Genomic DNA, 16891 nt, shown 5'->3' with positions numbered 1-16891 from the left:
CTGGCCCATGCCGGGCGGCGAGCCTGGCCGGCCCGCTCCGCGGCCTGAGCCCCCGGGTGTACGGTGCCAGCATGCAGGGCACGGTGGCCAGCTACGACGCGGCGACGCGCAGCGGTGTCCTGCTGCTCGACGACGGCACCGAGATGCGCTTCCCCGCCCGGGCCTTCGACGCCTCCGGGCTGCGACTTCTCCGGCTCGGCCAGCGGGTTCGCATCGACACCGATCCCGACGGCGAGGTCGTCCGGGTGACATTGCCGACGATGATCTGACCCGGCGAGCCCAAGTTCATTTTGCGTTTACCGTAATCGGGTGATTATGAGCGGGTGAGCACCCCTCGCGAGCAACCAGCCAGCCCGCCCGCCACCGACCTCCGCAACGGATCCCGCACGCGCGGCACCGATGGGCGTTTCCGCCCGTCCCGCGCCGAACGCGCCGGCGCCGCCCGCGCCGACACTCTCGCCGACGATCCCGGCGCCGCCTCCTCCGGGCTGGACGAGGTTCTCGACCCCGCGCCGACGGTCGAGGCGGACGGCCCTGCCGCCGGTGACGTCCACCCCGTCCTTCCGGGCGACCTGCCGACCGACGCCGGGCAGGAGGACGACGACGAGCGCCCGGCGGCCCCGCCCCTGCCGGAGGACCGGTTCCTCAACCGGGAGCTGTCCTGGCTCGACTTCAATGCCCGGGTGCTCGCCCTGGCCGAGGACAAGCGCACCCCGCTGCTGGAACGGGCCAAGTTCCTGGCGATCTTCGCCAGCAATCTCGACGAGTTCTACATGGTGCGCATCGCCGGGCTGAAGCGGCGGCTCTCCGCCGGCCTGCCGGTGCGCGGCGGGGACCGGCTGCCCCTGCGTACGCAGTTGGAGCTGATCGCCGAGCGGACCGCCGCCCTGGGCGCCCGGCACGCCGCCTGCTTCGTCGACGACGTGCTGCCCAAACTGGCCGACGAGGGCATCCGGATCCTGCGCTGGGGTGAGCTGGGCGACGGCGAGCGGGAGCGGCTGCGCACCTACTTCCGGGAGCACATCTTCCCGGTGCTGACGCCGCTCGCGGTGGACCCGGCGCACCCGTTCCCGTACATCTCGGGGCGGTCGCTGAACCTGGCGGTGGCGGTTCGCGACCCGGACGGCGGTTCGGAGCTGTTCGCGCGGGTGAAGGTGCCCAACAACGTCCCCCGCTTCGTCCGGGTTGACCGGGACCAGCCGGGCGTCCGGATGCTGCCGGTGGAGGACCTGATCTCGGTGCACCTGGGGCAGCTGTTCAGTGGCATGCAGGTGGTCGAGTGCCACCTGTTCCGGGTCACCCGCAACGCCGAGGTGGAGGTCGACGAGGACCGCGACGAGGACCTGCTCCAGGCCCTGGAACGGGAGCTGGCCCGACGACGGTTCGGTCCCCCCGTCCGGCTGGAGGTCGCCGCGTCGATCTCCGACCACATGTTGGAGCTGCTCGTCCGCGAGCTGGACATGGACGACCAGGACGTCCTGCGGGTGCCCGGCCTGCTGGACCTGTCCGCGCTGTGGCAGGTCTACGGCGAGGCGGACCGGCCGGACCTGAAGGACCCGCCGTTCGTGCCGGCCACCCATCCCCGGCTCGCCGAGGGTGAGGTGCCGCGCAGCGTCTTCGCCACCCTGCGCGACGGGGACATCCTGGTGCACCACCCGTACCACTCGTTCGCCACAAGCGTGCAGCGCTTCATCGAGCAGGCCGCCGCCGACCCGAACGTGCTGGCCATCAAGCAGACCCTCTACCGGACCAGCGGCGACTCCCCGATCGTCGACGCGCTCGTCGACGCGGCCGCCGCCGGCAAGCAGGTGGTGGTGCTGGTGGAGGTGAAGGCCCGCTTCGACGAGGTGGCCAACATCGGCTGGGCCCGCACGCTGGAACGCGCCGGCTGCCACGTGGTGTACGGCCTGGTCGGCTTGAAGACGCACTGCAAGACCGCGCTCGTGGTCCGGCAGGAGGGCAACCAGATCCGTCGTTACTGCCACATCGGCACCGGCAACTACCACCCTAAAACCGCCCGACTGTACGAGGACTTCGGCATGCTCACCGCCGACCCGGAGATCGGCGCCGACCTCACCGACCTGTTCAACGTGCTCACCGGATACAGCCGGCAGACCGCGTTCCGGCGGTTGCTCGTCGCACCGCAGGGCATCCGCAGCGGCCTCATCGAGCGGATCGAACGGGAGATCTCGCACGTCCGACTGGGTATGCCCGGCCTGGTCCAGTTCAAGGTCAACTCCCTGGTCGACGAGGGGGTGACCGACGCGCTGTACCGCGCCTCCCAGGCCGGCGTCCACGTCGACCTGCTCATCCGGGGCATGTGCACGCTGCGCCCGGGCGTACCGGGGTTGTCGGAGAACATCCGGGTCCGCTCGATCCTCGGTCGGTTCCTGGAACACTCCCGGGTCTTCCGGTTCGGCAACAACGGCGAGGCCGAGTTCTGGATGGGCTCGGCCGACCTCATGCACCGCAACCTGGACCGTCGGGTCGAGGCGCTGGTGCAGGTGAGTGACCCGATCGCCCGCGCCGAGCTGGACCACGTGCTCACCGCCGCGATGAGCCCCGACGTGGACGCGTTCGAGCTGGCCGGCGATGGCACCTGGACCCGGCGTACCGGCGGTGACGATGCCGCCCAGGCCCATCTGCAGGAACTGCTGCTGCGCCGCGTCGGTGGCACGGCCAGCTGACCGCGCAGCGCATAGGCTGAGCTGATGGTCGAGGAGGAGCAGAAGTACGAGGTGGACGACGCCTACGTGCTACCGGACCTGGCCCGCACGGCTCCGGCCGGCGGTCGGGTCCGGGCACTGCCACCGGTGACGCTTGTCGCCCGCTACCTCGACACGGTCGACCTGCGGCTGGCCCGGGCCGGTGCCTCGCTGCGCCACCGCCGGGGTGACGAGCTGCCCTGGACTGTGAAACTCCCGACCGGGACACCCGGCGTCCGGCACGAGATCTCCCGTCCCGGGCCGAAGGGGCAGCCGCCACCGGAGCTGGTGGAGTTGGTCACCGTCCTGCACCGTGGGGCGCCGCTGGCTCCGGTGACCGTGGTCCGGACGGTGCGGCACGCGTACGAGGTGTGTGACCGGGCCGGCACGGTGCTCGCCGAGGTGGTGGACGACCGGGTCACCGTGCTCGACGACGCCGGCACCACCACCGACACGTTCCGCGAGGTGGAGGTGGAGCTGAAGGCCGGCGACCGGAAGCTGCTCGACCGGGTCGGCGGGGTGCTGCGCGGGTCTGGCGCCCAGGGCGGGTCGTTCACGCCGAAGCACGTACGGGCGCTGGGTGCGACAGCGCAGGCCGATCTGGACCTGGTCGCGCCGACCGGGTTGACCGCCGAGCCGAGCGCCGGTGACGTGGTGACCGAGGCCGTACGCAAGGAGATCCGCCGGCTGCTGGCGCACGACCCGCTGGTCCGGCTGCGCGCCCCGGCTGCCGGTGGTGACACCGCCGTCCATCAGATGCGGGTGGCCTGTCGACGCCTGCGCAGTGATCTACGCACCTTCAAACCGTTGCTCCGCAGAACCTGGTCCCGCCCGCTGCGCGCCGAGCTGCGCTGGTTGGCAGGTGTTCTCGGCGCGGCCCGCGACGCCGAGGTGCTGCGCGCGCGGCTGCGCCGGACCGCCGACGCCGATCCGCTCAGCCCGCTGGGTCAGGGCGCGGTGGACCGGCTCGACGAGGTGCTCGCCGAACGGCAGCGGCAGGCCCTCACCGCCATCGACGAGGCGCTGCGCTCCGCGCGTTATGTGGCTCTGGTGGACGCCCTGGTGCTGGCCGCCCGCGCGCCCCGGCTCACCCGCCGGGCGGCCGCCCCCGCCGCGCAGGCGCTGCCCGCGCTGGTGGCGCGCCCCTGGCGGCGGTTGACCGGGCCGGACGGCGTCGACGGGCTCGACGCGCAGTCGCCGGACGACCGCTGGCACGCCGTTCGCAAGGAGGGCAAGCAGGCCCGGTACGCGGTCAACGCGGTGGCCCCGACGGTCGGCAAGGGCGCCCGCCGGCTGTCCCGTGCTCTCGCCCGGGTGCAGGACGTGCTCGGCGAGCACCAGGACGCGGCGGTCGCGGCGGACACCTGGCTGGAGATCGCCGCCGAGCGGCCGGACGACCACGAGCTGGCCGTCACCGCCGGGCGGCTGGCCGAGCGGGAACGCCTGTCGGTCCGCCGGATGCGGGGTCTCTTCCCGGCCGCCTGGCACCGGGCCACCAGGAGACGGCGGACCAGTTGGCTGCCGTGACGGGCATCCGGGCAGCCGGCGGGGTGGCCTGGCGGCCGACCGACGACGGCGTACGCGTCTGCGTGGTGCACCGCCCCCGCTACGGCGACTGGACGCTGCCGAAGGGCAAACTGGAGCCCGGCGAGCATGCGCTGGCCGCGGCGGTCCGGGAGGTGGCCGAGGAGGCCGACGTACGGGGCGTGCCGCAGGTGCGGCTGCCGTCGGTGCGGTACCGCAGCGAGGGGCAGCCCAAGCTTGTCGACTACTGGTCAATGCTCGCGGTGGCCAGCGGTGGTTTCCAACCGGGCACCGAGGTGGACGACATCCGCTGGCTCGCGGTCGACGACGCGATCCGGTTGGTCAGCTACCCGCACGACGCCGAGGTGTTGGCCGCGTTCGCGGCGCTGCCGTCGGTGACGGCGACTGTCGCGTTGGTCCGGCACGCCCACGCCGGCAAGCGGGCCACCTGGTCCGGCCCGGACGTCGGACGCCCCCTGGACGCCGAGGGGTGGGCTCAGGCGAGCGCGCTGGCCGGGCTGATCTCCCTGATCCGACCGGCCCGGCTGGTGTCGGCGTCGCCGCGACGGTGCGTGCAGACACTCGACCCGGTCGCCGCGTTGCTCGACCTGCCGATCGAGGTCTGCGGCGACCTGGACGAGCCACAACCCGGCCAGCAGAGCGACGAGCAGGTCCTGGCCACCGCCGCCCGGCTGTTGGAGCTGGCCGGCACCGGTGGGCAGGCGGTCGTGTGCAGCCAGGGCAAGGTCCTGCCGGGCGCCCTGGAGCGGCTGACCGGCCGCACCGATGAGGACTTCGCCACGCCGAAGGGCAGCGGCTGGCTGCTCGCCTTCGCCGCCGACCGGCTGCTGGCCGCCGATCGCCTGTAAAGCCCGATTCGCGCCGGCCCGGGTTCGTGCGGGCCAGGCTTCGCACGGGCCCGCCTGTGTCAGCGGGGCGGCAGGGTCAGGGTCACCGCGACCGGCAGGTGGTCGCTTGCCGTGCTGCGCGGTGCGACCGGATTGCTCGGGGTCAGGCCGGGCGAGACGAAGATGTGGTCGATCTGCTGGCGTGGATCGTCCGCCGGGCTGGTCGCCAGCGGTCGGGCGGCTGCCAACGCGTCGACCAGGCCGGCGTTGGAGAACTCCGCGAAAGCCTCGTCGCCCGGCTCGGTGTTCAGGTCACCCGCCACCACCAGTGGCCGACCGGCCGCGTACCGGGTGGCGAAGTCGACCACCGCGCGGGCCTGGACCACCGGGCCCTTTCCGGGCGGCGGTTGCAGATGAGTGCTGACCACGGCGGTACGGACACCGTCGCTGAGGTCCAACGTGACGGCGAGGGCCTGCGCTCCGGTGGGCGCGCCGACGGCGGCCAGCGGCACGGTCTGCGGATCGGCCACCGGCCAACGGCTGAGCACCGCGTCACCCCAGACGGGGTCGGCGGCCGGCCCGAAGACGTACGGCATACCGAGCCGGTCGGCCAGCAGGTCCAGGGTGTCGTGCCCGCCGTTGAGCAGCCACGCCCGGTCCACCTCGCTGAGCAGCACCACGTCGGGCCGTTGCCGCTCGACGACCTCGGCGAGGCCGGTCAGGTCGAACCGGCCGTCCAGCCCGAAACCCATCCGGATGTTGTACGCCACCACCGTCAACCGCTCCGGCGGGCCGTCCCGGTTGCTGGCCACCGGCACCTCGTCGGCGAGCACCGGTGCCAGTAGGGCCAGCGCGGTGACCGCGGCGGCGGCCCGGAGCGGCGGAAACGGCAGGGGAAGCCGGTGGACGACGGGCCGGGCGGTGAACGCCACGGCGGCGATCAGCACGGCCACCACCACGGGCACCGCGGCATTGGGGTAGCCGAGGTCGTAGGCCGAGTAGTAGCCCACCGCCCCCAGAGCGAAGACGAGCATCCCGGCGGCGACCGCGTACCCCCGCCGGCCCGCCGCCCTCGTGCTGGTGGCGTCGCCGGCACTGGTGCTCGCGGTGTCGCTGCCCGGGTGGCCGGCGTCGTCGGTCAGGGCGAGGCACGCGCCGAGGCCGACCGCGGCGAGGAAGATGGCCGGGAGGAGCAGGTCACCCCGGTCGAGGGCGAATAGCACCGCGCCGGCGAGCAGCGCCACCGGGCCGTACGCCCGGCCCGGTCCCCGGGGCGGCCGGGTCAACGCGGCGCACAGGAACCCGGCGACAGCCACCGGCACCGGCGCGAGGCCGAACAGCGGCGAACGAGCCACACCATCCCCGGCGAACAGGTACGACATCCCGGTCCGGGCCAGCGCCGGGGAGAGCGCCACCATCCCGGCCAGCAGCAGCGCCGGCCCGGCCAGCAGCCAGGCTCGGCCACCACCAGGGCCGGCAGAGGCGTCAGCGGGGCCGACAGGGCCGTCAGCGGGGCCGTCGACCGCGTCACCCGCACCGCCGCGCCGGCCGGGTTGCGCCGTGCCGACCAGGAACGCCGCCACCGCGACGGCGCTGAGCAGCCAGGCCACCCAGTCACCCCGCCAGACCAGGTCGACGGTGTCCAACACCGCGTGCACTGCCGCGTTGACCGCGAAGCCCAACGCCAGCCCCGGGACGGGTCGGTCGGTGTCGGTGGCGACGCCGACCAGCCAGACCAGCCCGGCGAGCAATCCGGCGGTGGCCACCCAGAGCTGCGTACGCCCGCCAGGGGCAGCGGTGAGCGCGAGCCGGGCGACGGCGAGCAGGACAGCGGCGACGACAGTGACCGGGCGGGCTCCGACCCGGCGAACCACTGTGGGTGCGCCCATCGCGAGCACGAACCAACCGAGGGCGAACGCCCCCATCAGCTCGGCCGGGGTGGACGCCGCCTGACCGAAGATGGTGATGATGCCGGGCAGCCAGACCCGCAGCACGTCGATGAGGAGGAGCACGCCCAGCGCGAGCGTCCCGGTGGTCAGCTGGCGGTAGCGCACCGGCGCCCCATTTCCCGTCGACGGGCCGGCGGAGGGGGGCCGGCACGGCGATTCTGCGCGAGCGAGCCAACCGGGTCAACGGTCCCCCGTACGCCGAAAGACCGTCCCGGTACGCCGCAAGGGCGCCCACCCACGGGTGGACGCCCTTGCGGAGCGGGTCGGTCAGCGCTTGCTGGCCGCCTTCTTGGCCGGAGCCTTCTTCGCCGGCGCCTTCTTGGCCGCCGTGCTCTTGCTCGCCGCCGCGGTGGTCTTCTTCGCCGCGGTCGACCGGGTCGCCGCGGTGGTCTTCTTCGCCGCGGTGGTCTTCTTGCTGGCGGCCGTCTTGGTCGCCGTGGCCGTCTTGCTCGCCTTGGCCGGGGCGGTCTTCTTGCTGGCGGCCGTCTTGGTCGCCGTAGCCGTCTTGCTCGCCTTGGCCGGGGCGGTCTTCTTGCTGGCCGCCTTGGCCGTGGTCGCCTTGGCGCCCGCAGCCTTGGCGCTGGCCGCCTTGGTGCCGGCAGCCTTCGTGCCCGCCGCCTTGGCCGTGGCGGTGCTGGTGGCGGCCTTCTTCGTCGCCACCGTGGCCTTCGGCACCTTGCCGCTGGCCACCATCTCCTTGAACCCGGCGCCGGGGCGGAAGGTCGGGACTGACGTCTTCTTGACCTTCACCGCCTCGCCGGTACGCGGGTTGCGCGCTGTTCGCGCGCCACGCACACGCTTTTCAAATGCTCCGAATCCGGTGATCGCCACCTTCTCGCCCTTGGTGACCGCCGCCTGGACCTCGGTGAGGACCGCGTCGAGCGCGGCCGTCGCCATCTTCCGGTCCCCCAGGCGAACAGCGAGCGCCTCGATGAGCTCGGCCTTGTTCACGACTTCCTCCCGATTGTGCAACTGACTCGTCGCGAGCCATTCTGCGCGCACGGTATGCCCTGTGCTGCCGGGACACAAACATTCGGTAGAAAAAAGCCCTTGTGTCGTAACGGATTCACCCCCACCGGTTGGACCGATGGGGGTGAAATCCGCTGTGCGAGCGGCCTAACGGCTATGCCACGGAGGGCAGGAACGGCAGTCGGCGCGCCTCGTAGGAGTCGATGTCGGCGGCGTGCCGGAGGGTGAGTCCAATGTCGTCGAGGCCCTCCAGGAGACGCCAACGGCTGAAGTCGTCAAGCGGGAACGACCAGCTCGCGTCCCCCGCCCGGAGCTGGCGGGCGGTCAGGTCGACGGTCACCGGAGTGGTCGGATCCGCCTCGACCAGGTCCCACAACTCCTCGACGGCTTTCAATTCCAACTCGACCGGCAACAGCCCTTCCTTGAGGGAGTTGCCCCGGAAGATGTCACCGAAGCGCGGGGCCACCACCGCGCGGAAGCCCCAGTCCCGTAGCGCCCAGACGGCGTGCTCCCGGGAGGAGCCGGTGCCGAACTCCGGGCCGGCGATGAGGATCGACGCTCCGGAATAGTTTTCATCGTTGAGCACGAATGCCGGATCTTCCCGCCAGGCGCTGAAGAGCCCGTCGGCGAATCCCGTCCGGGTCACCCGCTTGAGGTACACGGCCGGGATGATCTGATCGGTGTCCACGTTGGACCGGCGCAGCGGCACGGCGGTGCCGGTGTGGGTGGTGAACTTGTCCATCTCGTCGGTCCCTTCTACAGGTCGGCGGGGGCGGCCAGCCGGCCGACCACGGCGGTGGCCGCAGCCACCGGCGGGGAGACCAGGTGGGTACGCCCACCCCGGCCCTGACGGCCCTCGAAGTTGCGGTTCGAGGTGGAGGCGGAGCGCTCGCCCGGCTTCAGCGTGTCGGGGTTCATCCCCAGACACATGGAGCAGCCGGCGAACCGCCACTCGGCCCCGGCGTCGGCGAAAACCTTGTCCAACCCCTCGGCCTCGGCGGCCTCGCGCACGGCGGCGGAGCCGGGCACCACGAGCATCCGGACGCCGTCGGCGACCCGGTGGCCACGCAGCACGTCGGCGGCGGCCCGCAGGTCCTCCAGGCGGCCGTTGGTGCAGGACCCCACGAAGACCACGTCGATGGGCAGCTCCCGCAGCGGAGTGCCGGGGCGCAGGTCCATGTACTCCAGGGCCCGGCGCGCGGCGGTCCGCTCCGAGTCGGTGGTGAACTCCTCCGGGTCCGGCACCGGAGCGCTCAGCGGCGCGCCCTGCCCGGGGTTGGTGCCCCAGGTGACGAACGGGGTGATCCGGCTGGCGTCCAGGGTCACCTCGGCGTCGAAGCGCGCGCCCTCGTCGGTGGGCAGCGTCCGCCACCACGCCAGCGCCGCGTCCCAGTCCGCGCCCTGCGGCGCGTTCGGTCGACCCTTGAGGTACGCGAAGGTGGTCTCGTCCGGCGCGATCATGCCGGCCTTGGCGCCCCACTCGATGGACATGTTGGCGATGGTCATCCGCCCCTCCATGGAGAGGGCGCGGATCGCCTCGCCGCGGTACTCGACGATGTGCCCGCGACCCCCACCCGTGCCGACCTGAGTGATCAGCGCGAGCACCAGGTCCTTGGCGGTGACGCCGGGCGCGAGGCGGCCGGTGACGTTCACGGCCATCGTCTTCGGTCGGCTCTGCGGCAGCGTCTGGGTGGCCAGGACGTGCTCCACCTCGCTGGTGCCGATACCGAAGGCGAGCGCGCCGAAGGCGCCGTGGGTGGCGGTGTGCGAGTCGCCACAGACGATCGTCAGACCCGGCTGGGTGAGACCGAGCTGCGGGCCGATCACGTGCACGATGCCCTGGTTGTCGTCGCCGAGCGGATGCAGCCGCACCCCGAACTCGGCGCAGTTGCGGCGCAACGTCTCGATCTGCGTACGCGACGTGGGGTCCGCGATGGTGAGCAGGTCACCACGGCGGAGGCGGAACGCCGGGTCGGCGTACCCGGTCGGGGTGTTGTGGTCCTCGGTCGCGAGGGTCAGGTCGGTACGACGCACCCGGCGCCCGGCGAGCCGCAGCCCGTCGAACGCCTGCGGGCTGGTCACCTCGTGCAGCAGGTGCAGGTCGATGAAGAGCAGGTCCGGCTCACCAGCGGCGGACCGTACGACGTGCGCGTCCCAGACCTTCTCGGCCAGGGTCCTCGGCTCAGGAGTGACTCCCACCATCTGGACATCCTAAATTCTGGGAGGTAAGTTTCGGCTTGTGGGACACAGTATGAGCGGTGTCGGCGTTCTCGACAAGGCGGTGGTCATCCTGGCCGCCTGCGTGGACGGCGCCAGCCTGGCCGAACTCGTTGAACGCACCAAGCTGCCCCGGGCCACCGCACATCGGCTGGCCCAGGCCCTGGAGATCCATCGGATGCTGGTGCGAGACACCCAGGGCAGGTGGCGGCCCGGCCCCCGTCTGGGCGAGCTGGCCAACGCCGCGCCTGACGTTCTGCTGACCGCCGCCGAGCCGCTGCTGGCCGCGCTGCGCGACGCCACAGGTGAGAGCGCGCAGCTCTACCTGCGCCGCGCCGACGAGCGGATCTGCGTGGCGGCGGCGGAGCGCGCCAGCGGTCTACGGGACACCGTTCCGGTCGGCTCGGTGCTGCCGATGACGGCCGGCTCCGCGGCCCAGATCCTGCTCGCCTGGGAGCCGCCGGAGGCGGTGATGCCACTGCTGCCCCGCAGCAAGTTCACCGGCCGCACCCTCGCCGAGGTACGCCGTCGCGGCTGGGCGCAGAGCGTCGCCGAACGGGAGGCGGGTGTGGCGAGCGTCTCCGCCCCGATCCGCGATCGCACCGGCCGGGTCATCGCCTCGGTCAGCATCTCCGGCCCGATCGAGCGCCTGGGCCGCCGCCCCGGCGAACGCCACGCCATGGCAGTGGTAAGAGCCGGCCAACGCCTGTCCGGCCTCTAACCCCTCCCCCCCACCGCTCCCGCCCCCACCGCCGCTCCCTCGCGTTGATCATGAAGTTATTGCCATCCACCTCGGCGTGTCGTGACAATAACTTCATGATCAACCGGGGATGGCGGGGGCGCCGGAGGGGGCGGGCGGGTGAGGGGCTGGGGGACTTACGAGGAAGGCTCATCTCGCTTCGCGAGATGAGCCTTTGGTTGTAGCCCCGACCGGATTCGAACCGGCGCTACCGCCTTGAGAGGGCGGCGTCCTGGGCCGCTAGACGACGGGGCCAGAACTTTTCCGTTCACCGCCCTCGCGGGCGGTGCGACTGTAGTCTAGCGGCACCGCACCCGGGCACGAGCGCGGGGTGCGGGGTCGCCAGCGGGCCCGGCAGCGGACCGGAATGCGCCGTGGCAGCGGACCCAGGACAGCGCGTTGGACCCGGGACAGCGGCGGACCACACAACGGCGCGGACACGAAACAGCCCGCCTCACCAGGTGAGACGGGCTGTGCACGATGTAGCCCCGACCGGATTCGAACCGGCGCTACCGCCTTGAGAGGGCGGCGTCCTGGGCCGCTAGACGACGGGGCCAGAACAACTTTCGCTCCCCCACCTCAGCGGTGGAGGAGCTGCACTCTACCGAAGACCACCCTCCGCCCCCGGAGGGGCGGAGTCGAACTCCGTCAGAATCCAGCGTCTGGAAATTCTCGCGAATTCCAGCAGCGCTGGGGTACCAGGACTCGAACCTAGACTAACTGAACCAGAATCAGTCGGGCTGCCAATTACCCCATACCCCATTGGCCCCTTGCGGCGCCGGGAGTGAACTTTACCCTCCCGGTGCCGGCAGGCCAAATCCGATCCCCCCGAACCACCCTTGAGCTGCGGAAACAGGGGCATCAGACGGATCAGGCGACGGGAACCACCGGGTTGGTGAGCTCGCCGATGCCGTCGATCCGCACGGTGACGGTATCCCCCTCGACAAGCGGGCTAACCCCGGCCGGAGTGCCGGTGAGAACGACGTCGCCGGGCAGCAGAGTCATCACGTGCGAGATGTACGACACCAGGCCCGGCACGTCGAAGACCATGTCCTTCGTCCGGCCGAGTTGGCGCACCTCCATCTCCTCCGGATTGCGACCCACCTCACACCGGATCTCCAGGTCGGAGACGTCCAGACCGGTGGTGATCCACGGGCCGATCGGGCAGAACGAGTCGAAGCCCTTGGCCCGGGTCCACTGCCCGTCCGAACGCTGGAGGTCCCGGGCGGTGACGTCGTTGGCGCAGGTGTAGCCGAAGATGGCGCGTTCGGCGGCGGCGCGGTCGGCGCGGCGCGCACCCGGCGCGCCGATCACGACCGCCAGCTCCGCCTCGTGCTCGACCTGCTTGGAGAAGATCGGCAGTCGGATGGCGTCGCGGGGGCCGATCACCGAGGTGGACGGCTTGAGGAAGAGCAGCGGCTCCTTGGGCACGTCGTTGCCGAGCTCGGCGGCGTGGTCGGCGTAGTTGCGGCCGACACAGACCACCTTGCTGGGCAGGATCGGCGAGAGCAGCCGGACGTCGGAGAGGGCCCAGCGGGCCCCACTGAAGGAGAGTTTGCCGAACGGGTGGCCCTCGATCTCGGCGATGGTCAGGCCCTGCGGCCCGGCCTCCGGTTCGCCTTCGACGGCACCGAACGACATTCCCTTGGCATGGGCGAAACGAGCGATACGCACCCGGCCAATCTAGCCCCGTCGGCACCCCGACCGGCCAGGACCGGCGGTCGGGTGTGCTCAACCCGTCAGCGCGCGGCACCCTACCGGAGCTGGAGGTGACCGGGGCGGGCTTCCCGACTTCGTACCCGCACGGAGGCGGCTCGCCCCTAGCGTCGGCTCCGGAGGTTCGTTCGTATGCCTGCATCGACACGACACCACAGAGCCCTCGCAGTGTTCGTGCACTGCCTCGGCATCCTCGCCGCCGTGCCGGCCCTGCCGACGGCGGCTCCGGAGGCGGCGGCCGCGCCACGACCACCGGCCGTCACGCCACAACCAGTGGCCGCCACACCACAAACAATGGCTGCCACACCACGACCAACGGGCGCCACACCAGAACCAGCGGCCACCCGGCCACCGGTGGCGATGGTCGCGCGGCTGACCGAGCCCACCCCGCCGTCGGCGCCGCCGGCGATGGCACCGCCGTCCCGGGCACCGGCGTCGGCGCCGCCGCAACAGGTCACCGTGGCCGTCGCGACGGAGAGCAGCCCGGCACCGAGGTACCGGATCCAGGTGCGCAACGTGAGCAGCTCGCCGCTCGACACCACTGTGCGCCAGGAACTGCCACCCGGCTCGTCGACGACCGCGATCAGCGGTGGTGGCCGGTCCACCCCGGCCGGCGGATCGGCCACCGAGGTGACCTGGCGGCTGCGGCTGCCCGCGCACAGCACCACCACGCTGGGCACCGCCCTCGCCGCGACCGCGCCGGGCCGGCCGCTGACCGCGCCTACCTGCGCGTTCACCAGTGACGGCAGCCGGCCGTACGACTGCGCCACGGCCACCTGGCAGGCGGCAGCGGCACCGGCGGCCGAGGTGACCGAGGCGCCGGTCTGGCGCCGCTACCCGGTGCTGCTCGCCGGGCTGGCGGTCCTGCTGCTGATCAGCGCCGCAGTGGTGTGGGTGTGGCGACGTCGGCGCGGACGTCGGGTGACGGCTGCCGCGCTCTCCAGCGGCGGCGGGCCCGAGGGAGGTCGCGGGACGATCTATCCGCGGCCGGCAGCCCCGAGCCCTCTGCGACGTCGGCGTACCCCGCCGGTCTGGATGTTGGTGGGCGCCGCCGTCGTGGTGTTGGCCGGCGTCGTCGGGACCGCGGGGTGGACGGCGACCCGGCAGGTCGCGTCGATCGACACGCAGAAGCAGCCCACCAGCGGCGCGTGGATGGGCACCGGTGTCACCGGGTCGCTGGGCGTGCCGCTGCGCGAGTCGGCGTTCGAGTTCACCGTGTACCGGATGACCTGTGGCGCGCCCGGCACCGCCGGAAAGGCCGACGGCGGCGGTGCCGCACCGGCCAACGGCCGACGGTGCGAGGCGACAGTGGGTGTGCACAACGTCACAGGCGACCACCAACCCTGGCACAGCGAGCTGCAACGGGCGTACCTGCCCGGCGGGCGCTGGGTGAGCACCGACGAGTCGGCCACGCGGATGGCGAACCTGGGTCGGGACGTCTTCGCCGACCCGATGGCGGCGGGCACCCGGATGGTGCTCCCGCTGGTCTTCACCGTCGACGGGCGGGACCCGCCCCAGCAGCTGGAGCTGCGCAGCGGGGTGTTCTCCGCAGGCGTCCGGGTGCAGATGCCCTGACCGGTGTGCGGGCGGCGGTCGTACCCTGGGTGCGTGACCGCCGCCCTCGCCCCCGCCGTGCTCGACGTGGCGCGGTGGCAGGCCCGCCGGCGGGCCCACGAGGAGCGGGTGGACGTCTGGCTGACGCCGCACCTGGCCCGGCGGCGACGCGGTGAGCGGCATCCGGTGGCCGACTTCCTGTTCACCTACTACTCGCACCGCCCGGCCCAGCTGCGTCGCTGGCATCCGGGCCCCGGGGTCGAGCTGCGCGACGCGGATCCGGCCGAGTTCGGCCGCGACTACCGCGCCACCGCCGCCGGGGTCACCCTCGACACCGATGCGGTACGCGGTCGGCGCGGCGAGTCGATCGCCTGGATCCGCTCCCTGCTGGCGGCGACGCGTGGACGGGCGCCGCACTTCGGCTGCTTCGGGATGCACGAGTGGGCGATGGTTTACCGGCAGACCCGGGAGGAGCTGCGGCACAACGCCTGGCCGCTGCGGCTGAGCGCGGAGCGCACCGCCGCGGTCGTCGAGGAGCGGGGCGTGCGGTGCAGCCACTTCGACGCGTTCCGGTTCTTCACACCGCCGGCCCGCCCGTTGAACCTGCTCACCCCGACCCGCGAGACGCAGCACGCGCACGAGCAGCCGGGCTGCCTGCACGCCAACATGGATCTGTACAAGTGGGCGTACAAGTTGTCGCCGTTGGTCCCCTCGGAGCTGGTGGCCGACGCGTTCGACCTGGCCCGGGACATCCGCACGCTGGACATGCGGGCCAGCCCGTACGACCTGGCGGCACTCGGCTACCCGCCGGTGCGTGTGGAGACTCCGGACGGCCGAGCCGAGTACGCGGCGGCGCAGCGCGCGTTCGCCGAGCGGGCCGCGGTGCTGCGCGACCGGCTGCTCGCCGCCGTCCCGGCCTGAGTCGGGCTAGTCGTCGTCGGTGCGGCGGTCCCGCTTGCGCTGGGACTGGCGCTTCTTCTCGGCCAGCCGGCGTTCCTTGGCCCCACGGGACGGGCGGGTCGCCCGGCGGGCCGGGGGTGGGGGCGCGGCGGCCTCCCGCAGCAGGGCGGTCATCCGTGCGCGGGCCGCCTCCCGGTTGGCCAACTGGGCCCGGTGCTCGCTCGCGGCGATGGTCAGCACCCCGTCGACGAGGCGATTGGCCAGCCGGTCCAGCGCCCGCGACCGCAGCCACTCGGGCACTGCCGGCGAGTTGGCCAGGTCGTAGCTCAACTCGACGCGGGAGTCCGCGGTGTTCACACCCTGCCCGCCCGGCCCCGACGAGCGGGAGAAGCGTTCCCGTAGCTCTCCGGCGGGGACGACCCACCGGTCGGTCACCCGCAGTCCGTCGTCCACGCCCCGAGGCTAACCCGCGACGACCCGCCGGAGGTCATCGGTGCGGAGGCTCACTCTGCGTCGGGGTCTGGCTGGGCGCCGGCCCGGCGGTCTCCTCGTCCGAGCCGACCGCCGCGTACGCCACCGCGCCGAAGAGCAGCAGCCCGATCACCGCCGCCTTCACGGTGACGCCGCGGATCAGCGACCAGGCGCCCCGGCGGGCGCCCGGCACCGATTTCTTGACGGTCTGGTAATCGTTCCACCCGCGTCGTGCTCGGGCGTACGCCGACCCCACTGCACATCCGATGACCAGGCCCACCAGCAGGAGGACCGTGAGAAGAGGACGCTCCACCTCCGCCAGTATTCACACCGAGCGTAATATTTCCATGATCCGATGCCGTCCGGCCGGATATCTGACAGTGGCAGCCCGACGCAGGGGCGTTCGGGCAGCTCAGCCGCCCTTGCCGATGATTGTGTCGGCGGTCTGCTGCACCTGGTCGATCGGGATGGCGAACCCGATGCCTATCGACCCATTTCCATCGATGGTGGCGATGGCGGTGTTCACCCCGACCACCTCCCCGCGCGCGTTGACGAGCGGCCCGCCGGAGTTGCCGGGGTTGATGGACGCGTCGGTCTGCACCGCCGTGTGCCGGTTGTTGCCGAGCCGCACCTGGCGGTCCAGGGCGCTGACGATGCCGGCGGTGACCGTGCCGGCCAGACCGAGTGGCGAACCCACCGCGAGCACCGGCTCACCGACCCGGGTCGCGCCCGGCTTGGCCAGGGGCAGCGGGGTGAGACCGGCAGATGCCGGCACCTTCAGCACCGCCAGGTCACTGCGCGGCTCCCGTCCGACCACCTCGGCGGCGAACCGGCGGCCGTCGGGCAGCTCCACTGTCACCGGCCCGCCACCCCCCTTGGCCAGGATGTGGTCGTTGGTGATCAGGTGCTGTTGGTCGTCCACGGCGAAGCCGGAGCCGGTCGCGGACGTGCCGGTGGCGGACCCGCCGGTAGCGGACCCACTGGTCGCGCCGCCGGTCAGCACCGACACCACCCCGGGTACGGTCCGCTCGGCCGCGGTGACCAGCTCGGCCGGCACCGGGGCGGCGGACGCCGCGGCCGGGCCACCGGCCCCGTCCCGGCTCGCCACCACGCCACCGGCGAGAGCACCGGAGACGGCCGAGACCGCCACCACGCCCAGCACGGCGAGCAGCCGCCCGGGCCGTCGCCCGCCCGGGTCGCGCTCGGGCGCGTCCCACCACCCGCGCCCGTCCGGGTCGAGTTCCGGCGAGATGAACCAGGGACCGCGCGGTTCGCCCAGTCCGGTCTGCACTGCCATGC

15 protein-coding genes and 3 tRNA genes are annotated in these 16891 nt (G+C 72.6%); 7 read left to right on the top strand and 11 right to left on the bottom strand.

Going from position 1 to position 16891, the window contains the following annotated elements; translation table 11 throughout:
* Positions 1-71: 71 nt before the first annotated feature.
* Genes ACQP0U_RS06625 through ACQP0U_RS06610 form a run of 4 tightly spaced genes read left to right on the top strand, consistent with a single transcriptional unit; the run spans position 72 to position 5098 of the window.
* A complete protein-coding gene (locus tag ACQP0U_RS06625; protein WP_030335323.1) occupies positions 72-269 on the top strand; it encodes a cold-shock protein in 198 nt (65 codons plus the stop codon).
* Between the two features lie 54 nt (positions 270-323).
* Entirely contained in the window at positions 324-2687 is a 2364-nt protein-coding gene (locus ACQP0U_RS06620; RefSeq protein WP_433316702.1) for an RNA degradosome polyphosphate kinase, read from the top strand.
* A gap of 24 nt (positions 2688-2711) precedes the next feature.
* Positions 2712-4232 carry a CHAD domain-containing protein gene (locus tag ACQP0U_RS06615; protein ID WP_433316700.1) on the top strand — a complete coding sequence of 507 codons (1521 nt, stop codon included), beginning with the start codon at positions 2712-2714 and terminating at the stop codon, positions 4230-4232.
* Entirely contained in the window at positions 4220-5098 is an 879-nt protein-coding gene (locus ACQP0U_RS06610) for an NUDIX hydrolase (protein ID WP_433316698.1), read from the top strand. The genes ACQP0U_RS06615 and ACQP0U_RS06610 overlap by 13 nt, the downstream gene beginning before the upstream one ends.
* A gap of 59 nt (positions 5099-5157) precedes the next feature.
* Here ACQP0U_RS06610 and ACQP0U_RS06605 read toward each other — a convergent pair whose 3' ends face one another.
* The 4 genes from ACQP0U_RS06605 to leuC all read right to left on the bottom strand — a co-directional run bounded on the left by ACQP0U_RS06605 (position 5158) and on the right by leuC (position 10197).
* Positions 5158-7131 (bottom strand): endonuclease/exonuclease/phosphatase family protein, encoded by a 1974-nt coding sequence (locus ACQP0U_RS06605; protein WP_433316696.1) that lies wholly within the window; start codon positions 7129-7131, stop codon positions 5158-5160.
* Positions 7132-7293: 162 nt separating this feature from the next.
* Positions 7294-7977, bottom strand: a complete 684-nt coding sequence (locus ACQP0U_RS06600) for an HU family DNA-binding protein (RefSeq protein ID WP_433316693.1) — start codon at positions 7975-7977, stop codon at positions 7294-7296.
* A gap of 172 nt (positions 7978-8149) precedes the next feature.
* Positions 8150-8737, bottom strand: coding sequence for a 3-isopropylmalate dehydratase small subunit (leuD, locus tag ACQP0U_RS06595; RefSeq protein WP_433316691.1), 588 nt, complete (start codon positions 8735-8737; stop codon positions 8150-8152).
* Positions 8738-8751: 14 nt separating this feature from the next.
* On the bottom strand, positions 8752-10197 hold the full coding sequence (gene leuC / locus ACQP0U_RS06590; protein ID WP_433316689.1) for a 3-isopropylmalate dehydratase large subunit: 1446 nt from the start codon (positions 10195-10197) through the stop codon (positions 8752-8754).
* Positions 10198-10246: 49 nt separating this feature from the next.
* On the opposite strand from leuC, the gene ACQP0U_RS06585 reads away from it, so the two are divergent.
* Entirely contained in the window at positions 10247-10933 is a 687-nt protein-coding gene (locus ACQP0U_RS06585) for an IclR family transcriptional regulator (RefSeq protein WP_007456408.1), read from the top strand.
* A 200-nt stretch (positions 10934-11133) separates the two neighbouring features.
* On the opposite strand, the gene ACQP0U_RS06580 is transcribed toward ACQP0U_RS06585, so the two are convergent.
* The 4 genes from ACQP0U_RS06580 to ACQP0U_RS06565 form a co-directional block, all read right to left on the bottom strand.
* Positions 11134-11206: transfer RNA gene (locus ACQP0U_RS06580), tRNA-Glu, on the bottom strand.
* A 228-nt stretch (positions 11207-11434) separates the two neighbouring features.
* Positions 11435-11507 (bottom strand) — tRNA-Glu (locus ACQP0U_RS06575).
* Between the two features lie 134 nt (positions 11508-11641).
* Positions 11642-11713, bottom strand: a tRNA-Gln gene (locus tag ACQP0U_RS06570).
* Positions 11714-11821: 108 nt separating this feature from the next.
* Positions 11822-12625 (bottom strand): fumarylacetoacetate hydrolase family protein, encoded by an 804-nt coding sequence (locus ACQP0U_RS06565; protein WP_282262034.1) that lies wholly within the window; start codon positions 12623-12625, stop codon positions 11822-11824.
* 174 nt (positions 12626-12799) lie between these two features.
* Between ACQP0U_RS06565 and ACQP0U_RS06560 the strand changes: the two genes are divergently transcribed.
* The gene (locus tag ACQP0U_RS06560; RefSeq protein ID WP_433316687.1) at positions 12800-14242 is read left to right on the top strand and encodes a hypothetical protein; all 1443 of its coding nucleotides are present in this window, start codon (positions 12800-12802) and stop codon (positions 14240-14242) included.
* 33 nt (positions 14243-14275) lie between these two features.
* Positions 14276-15142: a 3-methyladenine DNA glycosylase gene (locus tag ACQP0U_RS06555; RefSeq protein ID WP_433316685.1), complete on the top strand. Its 867-nt coding sequence runs from the start codon at positions 14276-14278 to the stop codon at positions 15140-15142.
* A 6-nt stretch (positions 15143-15148) separates the two neighbouring features.
* Here the strand turns inward: ACQP0U_RS06555 and arfB are convergent, their stop codons facing one another.
* From arfB to ACQP0U_RS06540, 3 genes are all read right to left on the bottom strand, one after another.
* Positions 15149-15574, bottom strand: a complete 426-nt coding sequence (gene arfB, locus ACQP0U_RS06550) for an alternative ribosome rescue aminoacyl-tRNA hydrolase ArfB (RefSeq protein WP_433316683.1) — start codon at positions 15572-15574, stop codon at positions 15149-15151.
* Positions 15575-15608: 34 nt separating this feature from the next.
* Positions 15609-15905 carry a hypothetical protein gene (locus tag ACQP0U_RS06545; protein ID WP_433316681.1) on the bottom strand — a complete coding sequence of 99 codons (297 nt, stop codon included), beginning with the start codon at positions 15903-15905 and terminating at the stop codon, positions 15609-15611.
* A gap of 99 nt (positions 15906-16004) precedes the next feature.
* Complete coding sequence (locus ACQP0U_RS06540; RefSeq protein WP_433316679.1) at positions 16005-16889, bottom strand: S1C family serine protease; 885 nt, start codon at positions 16887-16889, stop codon at positions 16005-16007.
* Positions 16890-16891 lie beyond the last annotated feature (2 nt).

This window comes from Micromonospora sp. CA-269861, assembly GCF_050948505.1.
GTDB lineage: Bacteria > Actinomycetota > Actinomycetes > Mycobacteriales > Micromonosporaceae > Micromonospora.
The sequence above is the reverse complement of the archived record's forward strand: the minus strand, read 5'-3'. Positions and strand labels throughout refer to the sequence as shown.